Genomic DNA, 7,024 nt, shown 5'->3' with positions numbered 1-7,024 from the left:
CCACCACACGGGCCCCGTCACAGCCGTCCCCGCGCGGACGCCCCGCCACAACCGCCCCACCACAGTCGCCCCGTCTCCGCGACCCCCTCCCCGCGGGTCCATCCGAACCGGTGACAGGGCGGGTGAGTTCCCCCACAACGGGCCGCCGCGGAGGAGCACCCCGCCGCCCCGAGCCGTACGCTCGTCGGACCGCACGACCTCCCCGCCAGCGCTTCCCCGCTCCCGTCCACGGAGGTTCACGCTCCATGAAGCTCACCGTCGTCGGCTGTTCCGGGTCGTTCCCGTCCGCGGAATCGGCCTGTTCGAGCTACCTCGTAGAGGCCGACGGCTTCCGGCTGCTCCTCGACATGGGCAACGGCGCCCTGGGCGAGCTGCAGCGCCACTGCGGTCTCTACGACCTCGACGCCGTCTTCCTGTCCCACCTCCACGCCGACCACTGCATCGACATGTGCGCCTACTTCGTGGCGCGGTTCTACCGGCACGACGGCACGTGCGACGCCCTCCCGGTGTACGCGCCCGACGGCGCCGAGCAGCGGCTGGCCGCGGCCTACGCCGACATGCCGTCCGCCACGGCGATGAGCGAGGTGTTCGACTTCCGCACGCTCGAACCCGGCTCGTTCGACCTCGGCCCGTTCCGGGTGCGGACGGAGCGGGTGTGCCACCCGGTGGAGGCGTTCGGCATCCGGATCGAACACGGCGGCAGGTCCCTCGCCTACTCCGGCGACACGGGCGTGTGCGACGCGCTCGACGAGCTGGCGGCCGACACGGACCTGTTCCTGTGCGAGGCGTCCTTCACCCACGGCAAGGAGGACGTCCCCGAGCTGCACCTGAACGGCCGGGAGGCGGGCGTCCACGCGGCCAGGGCCCGCGCGAGGCGGCTCGTCCTGACGCACATCCCGCCGTGGACGGACGGCGAGCGCAACCTGGCCGACGCGCGCGAGGTCTACGACGGCCCCGCGGAGCTGGCCCGGTCGGGCGCGGTGTACGAGCTGTAGCCGGCAGCGCGTATACGGCCGGCGGCGCGCGTACGGCCGGCGGCACCGCACGGCGGGCGCGCCCGGGCGGCGACGTCCGCGGCGGCCCCGGCGGGCGCACGACGGCTCCGGCGGCGTACGCGCGGAACGCGCTCCCGGGCCGCCCGCAACCCTCCCCGCCCGGAACCCGCCTCGCCCGGAACNNNCGAACACCGAGATAGTAACCGAAGAATATCATCNNNTAANGGAACCCTCCCCGCCTCGCCGGCGCCGGGGCGGTGCGGCCGGCGCGGCTCACGCCCCGGCCGTGTCCCCGGCCTCCTCCTCGGGTTCCCGACCCGGCGTCGGCAGGTCGAACCGGGTGATCGCGAAGCGGAACACCGCGTAGTACACCGCGCCGAACGCCAGCCCGATCGGGACGATCGTCCACGGCCTGGTGGCGAGCCCCCAGTTCAGGAAGTAGTCGATGGCGCCCGCGGAGAAACCGAAGCCGTGGCGCACGCCCAGCGACCAGGTCAGCCCCATCGACACGGCGGTCAGCAGCGCGTGGACCGCGTACAGCGCCGGCGCGACGAACAGGAACGCGAACTCGATCGGCTCGGTGATGCCGGTGACGAACGAGGTCAGCGCGAGCGACGCCATCAGGCCGCCGACGGCCTTGCGGCGCCCGGGGCGGGCGCAGTGGGTGATCGCCAGCGCCGCGGCTGGCAGGGCGAACATCATGATCGGGAAGAAGCCCGCCATGAACTGCCCGGCGGTGGAATCGCCGTGGAAGAAGCGCGGCAGGTCGCCGTGCCAGACGGCCCCCGAGGGATCGGTGAAGGAACCGATCTCCTGCCAGGCGACCGTGTTGACGAACTGGTGCATGCCGACCGGCAGCAGGGCGCGGTTGATCGCGCCGAAGAGACCCGCGCCGAGGGCCCCCAGACCGGTCAGCCACTCGCCGAAGGCGGTGACGACCTCCCCGACGGGCTCCCACACCAGACCGAAGAAGACGCCGGCGACGGTACCGACGAAGGCCATCAGGATCGGCACGAGGCGGCGGCCGTTGAAGAAGCCGAGCCAGTCGGGCAGCTTCGTACGGTGGAAGCGCTGCCAGGTGACGGCCGCCGCCAGGCCCATGACGATGCCGCCGAGGACCTTGGGGTCGTTGTACGTGGCGGCGGTGTCGGCGCCGGCCCGGACCTCCGCCTCGGTGAGGGGGAAGGCCGTCAGGACGTTCTGGTAGACGAGGAAGCCGACGAGCGCGGCGAGCGCGGTCGAGCCGTCGGCCTTCCTCGCGAAGCCGATGGCGATGCCGACGCAGAACAGCAGCGGCAGGTTGGCGAAGACGGCGTCGCCGGCGGTGGCGCACACCTTCGCCACCCTGTCCCAGCCCAGGCCGTCCCCGCCGAACACGTCGTCCTGGCCCAGGCGCAGCAGGATGCCCGCCGCGGGGAGCACGGCGATCGGCAGTTGCAGACTGCGACCGATCCTCTGCAGCCCCCGGAACAGGCCCGAACCCCGCTTCCTCGCGGGCGGCGCCGCAGCGGTGGCCGTACTCATCGACTTCCTCCGTCGGGCAGGGCGCCGTCCGGGGAGAACGGAACGACCGCCCGGCCCCCGCGCTCACCGCTCATCCTCTTCCTCCCGGGGGCGAATCCGACGGGGACCAGGGGCGGCGGGTCCGCCCGGAGTCCGGCCCCGGGCGGAGCGCCGGTGATCGCCATGATCGGGGACGGGACGGCGGCTTGCCCGCGAGAATGGGCCGATCGTGGATTAACGTGACGAAAACGGACGTGCGGGGCGTCGGGCCGCACCCCGGGACCACCAGGGAGAGACACATGGCCAACAAGGCTGAGAAGATCGTCGCCGGGCTCGGCGGAATCGACAACATCGAGGAGATCGAGGGCTGCATCACCCGCCTGCGCACCGAGGTGAGCGACCCGGACCTGGTCGACGAAGCCGCGCTGAAAGCCGCGGGAGCCCACGGCGTCGTCCGGATGGGCACCGCCGTCCAGGTCGTCATCGGCACCGACGCGGACCCCATCGCCGCCGAGATCGAGGACATGATGTGACCCGCCCCCGCGGGCGGCACCCCCGCAGGCGCCCCCCGGGAACTNNTCCCCGGCGGACCGCTCCCCGGTGGACCGCTCCCCGCCGGTCGATGTCCTCCGCCCACCGCGGGACCGCCCCCGGCGGCGACACCCCGGGGCCGCCTCCGCCGGTGACGCGCGGTTCCCCGACCGCGCCGCCGTACCCTGGCCCCGCCCCCGTACGGGCTGCCCGTTCCTGCCTTGACCCTGCCCCCGTACGGACTGCCCGCCCCTGTCCTGGCCCCGCGCCCGTACGGCCCGCGCCCGCCTTCGCCCCGCCCCCGTACGGCCCGCGCCCGCCTTCGCCCCGCGGCTCCCACGGGGCGCCGCCCCCGTTCACGCCACGGCCCGCCGCAGACCACCCGCCTCCGATGTNNNNAAGAGACNGNNCNCCGGCCCGCGCGACCGCCCCGCCCCCGGCGGCGACCGGCCGGCGACCGGTCGGCCCCCGCACGGCCTAGGCTCTCCCCATGACCCGTATCGACGGCCGCACGCCCGAACAGCTCCGCCCGGTCACCATCCAGCGCGGCTGGAGCAAGCACGCCGAGGGCTCCGTCCTCATCTCCTGCGGCGACACCAGAGTCTTCTGCACCGCCTCCGTCACCGAGGGCGTCCCCCGCTGGCGCAAGGGCAGCGGCGAAGGCTGGGTCACCGCCGAGTACTCCATGCTCCCCCGCTCCACCAACACCCGCGGCGACCGCGAATCCGTACGCGGCAGGATCGGGGGCCGCACCCACGAGATCTCCCGCCTCATCGGCCGCTCCCTGCGCGCCGTCATCGACTACAAGGCACTCGGCGAGAACACCGTCGTCCTCGACTGCGACGTCCTCCAGGCCGACGGCGGCACCCGCACCACCGCCATCACCGGCGCATACGTCGCCCTCGCCGACGCCGTCGCCTGGGCACAGCGCCAGAAGCTCGTCAAGGCCGGCCGCAAACCGCTCACCGGCACCGTCGCCGCCGTCTCCGTCGGCATCGTCGACGGCACCCCGCTCCTCGACCTGTGCTACGAGGAGGACGTGCGTGCCGAGACCGACATGAACGTCGTCTGCACCGGCGACGGACGCTTCGTCGAAGTCCAGGGCACCGCCGAGGCCGAGCCCTTCGACCGCAAGGAGCTCAACGCGCTCCTCGACCTCGCCACCGGCGGCTGCGCCGACCTCGCCGCCCTCCAGCGCGAAGCCCTCGAAACGACCCTCTGAGCAGCCACGCCGCCACCGGGCGACATGCCACCCGATACGGGCGTACGGAATGTACCGTACGCCCGTAACCAGCCAGGGAGGCCACCGCCCATGCGCCGTCACCGCACCAGCACCCTCGTCTCCGGCACCGCGCTCGCCGCCGCCCTGACGCTCACCGGCTGCGGCACCGTCGACAAGGCACTCGACTGCGTCCGCACCGCCAGGGCCATCGCCGCCGGTGTCGAACGCCTCGGCCGGGCCGTCTCCGGCGCGGGCGACACCAAGCGGATCGAGGAGGCCCTCGACGCCATCGACAGGGAACTGGCCACCCTCAAGGGCCAGACCGGCGACGCCGCCCTGTCCAAGGCGGTCGCCGACCTGTCCAAGGGCGTCGACCAGGTCCGCACCTCCGTCAGGAACGGCGACGTCACCCCCGACATCAAGCCCGTCACCGGCGCGGCGACCGAAATCGGCAGGATCTGCACCCCGTAGCCCACCCCCACAGCCCACCCCGCAGCCGCCCCGCAGCCCACCGCGCACCCCACCACCGGCCGGCCGCGATACTGGGCGCCATGACCCGCCTGATCCTCGCCACCCGCAACACCGGGAAGATCACCGAACTCCGCGCCATCCTCGCCGACGCCGGACTCACCCACGACCTCGTCGGCGCCGACGCCTACCCCGACGTCCCCGACGTCCGGGAAACCGGCGTCACCTTCGCCCAGAACGCACTGCTCAAGGCCCGCACCCTCGCCCGCGCCACCGGCCACCCCGCCGTCGCCGACGACTCCGGCCTCTGCGTCGACGTCCTCGGCGGCGCCCCCGGCATCTTCTCCGCCCGCTGGGCCGGCCGCCACGGCGACGACCGCGCCAACCTCGAACTGCTCCTCGCCCAGCTCTCCGACATCGACGACCCCCACCGCACCGCCCACTTCCGCTGCGCCGCCGCCCTCGCCCTGCCCGACGGCACCGAACGCGTCGTGGAGGGCCGCCTGGAGGGCACCCTGCGCCACGCGCCCGCCGGGAGCGGCGGCTTCGGCTACGACCCGATCCTCCAGCCGGAAGGGGAGAGCCGCACGTGCGCCGAGCTGAGCGCGGAGGAGAAGAACGCCATCAGCCACCGCGGCAAGGCCTTCCGGGCCCTGGTGCCCGCCGTCCGGGACCTGCTGGGCTGAGCGACGAAAAAACCCCGCACCTTCGAACGCGAGGTGCGGGGCCTTCCCTGTGCGCCCGGTCGGATTCGAACCGACAAACACGACCACCTAAAGATCGCCGCTCAGCCCTTGGCGTACGGGCGCCCGGCCGCGCCCTACTTTACTGGCCCGGACATACGGCGGGGAGGCGACATCGGCCACGTTCTCAACGGCGGGTCCCCCGGCACCAGGTACCGGTGATCGCATGGCAGTTGGGGCACAGCAGCCGCAGGTTGCCGCGCCGGTCGTCGCTCCAGTCGCCGTTGACGTGGTCGACCTCCAGCGTCATCGGCTTCCCCAGCCACTCGGGCCCCACCCCGCACCCGGCGCACTCCTCGGGTACACCGATGTCACGCAGCGCGCGCCGCAGCAGATGGCTCCTGGTCCGCCGCGTGCCGGCATGCTTGACCAGGATGTCCTCGGGGCGTCTGGCCGGAATCGCACCCGGCTTGCCCCGCCCGTGCGCCTGCCCGAGGAAGTGGCCGGTCGAGACGCCCGCCGCGGCCGTCCACCTGCGGAACCCCGCGCGCTGCGCGGCGTTGTCCGGCCGACCCAGTCGGCGCAGCGCCTCCGCCACGGAGACGGAGGCCGCGACCGCCTCGCGCAGTTCGCCGGGTGTCGGGCGGGATGGTGCCGTCCCGGAGGCGAAGTGCGAGACGTCGATGCCGAACCGGGCGAAGCGCCTGGTCAGATACCTGCGGAGCTTGCCGTACGGCTGCGTGCCGAAGAAGGCGATGACCTCGTCCAGGTCGGAGCACTGCTCAGCGGCCTGCGCCAGTCGCTCTCGCGTGTACCGCACGTCGCCGCTCATCGGGTGCCCCCCTGCGTACGCCGCTTGCCGCGGCCGCGGTAACCATCGGTGGTGGTGTGGCAGTTGGGGCAGAGGAAGCGCAGGTTCTCGATCCGGTTGTCCCGCCAGTCGCCGTCGATGTGATCGACCTCCAGAGGCAGTGGGCTGCCTCGCCAGACCGGTCCCGTACCGCACAGCGCGCACCGCCGCGACACCCCCAGCGCCGTCATCGCCCAGGTGAGCCGGTCACCCGGGACGCGCCTGGCCCGGTCGGCGGGCTGCCGGACGAGCACCCCCTCCGGCGTCCGGGGGCGCCACGGCCCGCCACGGCGGGACGGTCCCCGGAAGTGCGAGGTGTCGATGCCGTACGCCCTGATGCGGCGGCTGATGTGCGTGTGGTGCCCGCCGACGACCCCGAGGCCGAGGTGGCGCAGCACCTCGCACATGTTCGTGGAGGCGGCGACGGCCGTCTCGAGGATCTCCTTGGTCCACTTCGCGCCCTCCCGTTCGAAGTGCGACGTGTCCACCCCGAGTCGCCTCATCCGCTCCCGCAGATAGCGCCGCGAGGGGCTTCGGGGATCGACCTCCAGCCTCACCAGGGCCTCCGACAGCGATCGCGCCTGGCGAGCGGCCTCCTCCAGCCGCTCCTTCGTGTACGGACTGACCCCCATGTGCGTCTCCTCCCCGCTCGGTCGTCTGTTCGCGGCCTCGTACGGGGCAACGAAGCATCCGCCGGGCGGTCACGCCCCGGAAGCGGAACGGCCCGTGCCGCCGGGGAGGGCGGTGCGGGCCGTTCGGGTGGGGCANGNNC

General features: G+C 73.4%; 8 protein-coding genes and 1 tRNA gene. 5 read left to right on the top strand and 4 right to left on the bottom strand.

Features of this window, described 5'->3' with window-relative positions; translation table 11 throughout:
• Positions 1 to 245: 245 nt before the first annotated feature.
• A complete protein-coding gene (locus tag MW084_RS10170; protein ID WP_010474444.1) occupies positions 246 to 995 on the top strand; it encodes an MBL fold metallo-hydrolase in 750 nt (249 codons plus the stop codon).
• Positions 996 to 1,268: 273 nt separating this feature from the next.
• Here the strand turns inward: MW084_RS10170 and MW084_RS10165 are convergent, their stop codons facing one another.
• Positions 1,269 to 2,519, bottom strand: coding sequence for a PTS transporter subunit EIIC (locus tag MW084_RS10165; protein ID WP_010474442.1), 1,251 nt, complete (start codon positions 2,517 to 2,519; stop codon positions 1,269 to 1,271).
• Between the two features lie 278 nt (positions 2,520 to 2,797).
• On the opposite strand from MW084_RS10165, the gene MW084_RS10160 reads away from it, so the two are divergent.
• From MW084_RS10160 to rdgB, 4 genes are all read left to right on the top strand, one after another.
• Entirely contained in the window at positions 2,798 to 3,031 is a 234-nt protein-coding gene (locus MW084_RS10160; protein ID WP_010474440.1) for a PTS sugar transporter subunit IIB, read from the top strand.
• A gap of 488 nt (positions 3,032 to 3,519) precedes the next feature.
• Entirely contained in the window at positions 3,520 to 4,251 is a 732-nt protein-coding gene (gene rph / locus MW084_RS10155) for a ribonuclease PH (RefSeq protein ID WP_010474438.1), read from the top strand.
• A gap of 90 nt (positions 4,252 to 4,341) precedes the next feature.
• Positions 4,342 to 4,722, top strand: a complete 381-nt coding sequence (locus tag MW084_RS10150) for a hypothetical protein (protein ID WP_010474436.1) — start codon at positions 4,342 to 4,344, stop codon at positions 4,720 to 4,722.
• 80 nt (positions 4,723 to 4,802) lie between these two features.
• On the top strand, positions 4,803 to 5,405 hold the full coding sequence (gene rdgB, locus MW084_RS10145; protein WP_010474434.1) for an RdgB/HAM1 family non-canonical purine NTP pyrophosphatase: 603 nt from the start codon (positions 4,803 to 4,805) through the stop codon (positions 5,403 to 5,405).
• A 50-nt stretch (positions 5,406 to 5,455) separates the two neighbouring features.
• Here the strand turns inward: rdgB and MW084_RS10140 are convergent.
• The 3 genes from MW084_RS10140 to MW084_RS10130 form a co-directional block, all read right to left on the bottom strand.
• Positions 5,456 to 5,528, bottom strand: a tRNA-Leu gene (locus tag MW084_RS10140).
• A 61-nt stretch (positions 5,529 to 5,589) separates the two neighbouring features.
• On the bottom strand, positions 5,590 to 6,234 hold the full coding sequence (locus tag MW084_RS10135; RefSeq protein ID WP_010474432.1) for an HNH endonuclease: 645 nt from the start codon (positions 6,232 to 6,234) through the stop codon (positions 5,590 to 5,592).
• Positions 6,231 to 6,884: an HNH endonuclease signature motif containing protein gene (locus MW084_RS10130; protein ID WP_010474430.1), complete on the bottom strand. Its 654-nt coding sequence runs from the start codon at positions 6,882 to 6,884 to the stop codon at positions 6,231 to 6,233. The genes MW084_RS10135 and MW084_RS10130 overlap by 4 nt, the downstream gene beginning before the upstream one ends.
• Positions 6,885 to 7,024: the final 140 nt, after the last annotated feature.

It is taken from the genome of Streptomyces sudanensis (genome assembly GCF_023614315.1).
Taxonomy (GTDB): domain Bacteria; phylum Actinomycetota; class Actinomycetes; order Streptomycetales; family Streptomycetaceae; genus Streptomyces; species Streptomyces sudanensis.
Note: the sequence above shows the minus strand (reverse complement) of the source record. Positions and strands in the feature narration are given on the sequence as shown.